Source organism: Citrobacter sp. Cpo030, from assembly GCF_030333005.1.
GTDB classification, from domain to species: domain Bacteria; phylum Pseudomonadota; class Gammaproteobacteria; order Enterobacterales; family Enterobacteriaceae; genus Citrobacter; species Citrobacter portucalensis.
Genome location: NZ_JAOWGT010000071.1, coordinates 15,742 through 18,468, shown reverse-complemented (window position 1 = coordinate 18,468; position 2,727 = coordinate 15,742). Strand labels below are relative to the sequence as shown.

Here is a 2,727-nt window from a genome sequence, read left to right as displayed (position 1 = left end):
ATCCGTTCACGTTTCAACAACTGGAAAAAACTTTCTGCAACCGCATTATCATGGCAGTTACCGCGACGGCTCATGCTACCTTCCAGGCCGTGTGATTTCAGGAACGACTGCCACTCATGGCTTGTGTACTGACTGCCCTGATCCACGGAAAAATCATGAAAATTCCCGTAAATAAAGGCTTCCCAGAACCTTCAAAAGGTACTCCGGATCCATCGCGCACATCGCTCTTTTGTGTTTAATACTCGCTTTTAGTGTCGTTTCACTTTTTAGCATGTTTAAACACATCTGTCTGATCCTTGCGAAATTCTCTGCTCGTTCTTCCGCTCGTTTACGGCAAGCATCTTCACCAAATGCAGTATCCAACATCCAATGCATCGACTCGACTAACCAGTGCGAGCGTGAAGCATTTAACAATTCTTTAGCACTGAGCGCTTTCGAACTAATATAATATCGCACCGTTACTTCTGACTCTTGGGCCACTGCTGATTCTTGTCTAATCGATACCACAATTCCCATCGTTTTTAGCCCTGGCCAATCAAACTCAAGATCGCCCAAAACACTTAAATCTTCATTCACTAAAGCCAGTCGTGTTTCCTGTCTGCCTCGCGATTTTTCTTGGGTACTGTAAGAATCACCATCATGTTTTTGCAGCATGCTCATATCAAAATAGTTATCAAAAGCTTGCTCAAGTCGGCCTTGATTTCCTTTCACGGCCAGCAAGTAATCAGCGTTTTTTTCAAGGATCTTTTGCGCGATTTTCTTTTGGCATCCCATCGCATCAATTGTGACTAAACAACCCGATATATCAAGCAGTTGAAGCAACTCAGGGATAGCGGTTATCTCATTGGACTTCTCGTAAACTTTATGTTGTCCAAGGCACACGCCATTCTCTGTCGCAAACGCATTAACCATATGGATAGCACCAAGCCCACGGGAATCATCATAAGAGCCACGCACGGTTTTACCGTCTATGGCGATCACTTCACCGTCCGTCAGTTCACAGCAGGATTTCATCCATTCGATAAAACACTTTTGTAAGCGTGTCGCGCTAATCATTCCCATCACTCTTGCAATGGTAATGGCAGAGGGAACACCATGACTAAAATCACCAAAGCGTTTGAGAAAATCTAACCATCTAGTGCCGTAAAGAGGATAGCTTTCCAGTCATCTTGACCGGAAAGCACCGCGCAAATTGTTAACAAAATGATATCAGTTAACTTGTGCTCGACTTTACCTTGTTGGCGATAATCTGGGATGGCATCGAAATGCATAAATGGGTGCTGGTTACTCATCGTTGGACCTCCAATTTGTCTATGGAGGTATTAGAAAACACTGAAAATGATCTACAAATCGATCATCGGATAATTGATTGTTGTGTGATAGCGCTAACTCATAAAGTTCAAAATTTGAGAACCTGCTACACTACGAAGCCTGTAAATACGGGCATGTTCATGAATTTTCCCTGTCTCTTTAGGTGTTTTGAACTTCAGTGTCTTTCTCGGTCTGTTGTTTAGCTGAGCTGCAACCTGATCCAGCTCATATTGAGTATATTGGGCAAGGCATGTCTTTTTGGGAAAGTACTGTCGGATTAGCCCATTAGTGTTTTCGTTTGTTCCCCGCTGCCAGGGGCTCTGAGGATCGCAGAAGTAAACTTTAACTCCTGTGCTGCCAGTAAATTCCAGATGTCTGGCCAGCTCCATTCCTCTGTCCCATGTCAGTGATCGCCGGAGTTCAGGTGGTAAGCTCAGGAATTTATCTGTAAGAGCCTGATTCACTGATAAAGCGTCTTTGCCCCTGAGTCTCAGGATGATCGTATAACGTGATTTTCGGTCTACAAGTGTGGCTATATGGGAGTTTTTTGTACCCGAGACTAAATCGCCTTCCCAGTGTCCCAGAGAGCGTCTGTTATCGATATGCCGGGAACGTTCGTGGATTGGCGTTCCGTTCACTATGTTGATAGTGCCTCTTTCACCTTTGCGAGTATGGCGCCTGCCATGACGGAGGCTGTGCGATCGGCGCAGGTGCTGTACGTTCAGGTGGTGTAGCGCTTCACGACTACGAAAGTAAAGCGTCTTATAAATTGTCTCAGGTGATATTCGTAGTGTTTTTTGACGCGGCTTCGTTCGCCTTAACCATCCTGATATTTGCTCTGGGGACCACTTCATCTCAAGCTTTTCCAGAACAAGCTCTCGCAACGGCATATTCTGATCCAGTAAGCACGGTTTTGGTCTTTTAGCCATCCTGTTGGCCCGGTTATTCGCATCAACGGCTTTGTAATAGCGCCTACCACGATTACGCTGAACTTCACGTGAGATTGTTGAAGGGCTACGATTCAGCATTGTAGCGATGGCTCGAATGCTCATTTTAGCTGACAGACCGGCTCGTATTTCCTCGCGCTCAGACAGCGTCAGGTGAGCAACAGCTCGCTTGCGCTCATTGGGTTTTATGCCGCCAGTATCTCTTAACATCGTGAAGATGGTCCCTGGTTTCGAACCCAGGATATTAGCTATCTCACTGAAGCCTTTTCCGTTCTTCCACAGTTCAAAAACAGATGTTTTTTCCTTTGCTGTAAATGTCCGTCTCATTCAAAAATCCTCCGCAACTACATGTTTTCACATGACTGTTGCGTTGACCAATTGAATCTACAGCGGCTTTTTTTAATATGTCCCGTTCGTCGGTAACCCGTTTCAGCTCTTTCTGGAGACGGCGGATCTCGGCCTGAGCATC

Annotated in this window: 2 protein-coding genes and 2 pseudogenes; all 4 read right to left on the bottom strand. The window is 45.5% G+C overall.

Annotation, left to right across the window (positions count from 1 at the left end):
* Window positions 1-143 (bottom strand): annotated as a pseudogene (locus OGY37_RS17175) (IS3 family transposase); the annotation flags it as partial.
* Window positions 144-153: 10 nt separating this feature from the next.
* A pseudogene (locus tag OGY37_RS17170) lies at window positions 154-1,292 on the bottom strand (ISAs1 family transposase).
* 93 nt (window positions 1,293-1,385) lie between these two features.
* Entirely contained in the window at window positions 1,386-2,585 is a 1,200-nt protein-coding gene (locus OGY37_RS17165) for an IS30-like element IS30H family transposase (RefSeq protein ID WP_286621324.1), read from the bottom strand.
* Window positions 2,542-2,727, bottom strand: a 186-nt coding sequence (locus OGY37_RS17160; protein ID WP_286621340.1) for a hypothetical protein, incomplete at its 5' end; no start/stop codon positions are given. The genes OGY37_RS17165 and OGY37_RS17160, both read right to left, overlap by 44 nt.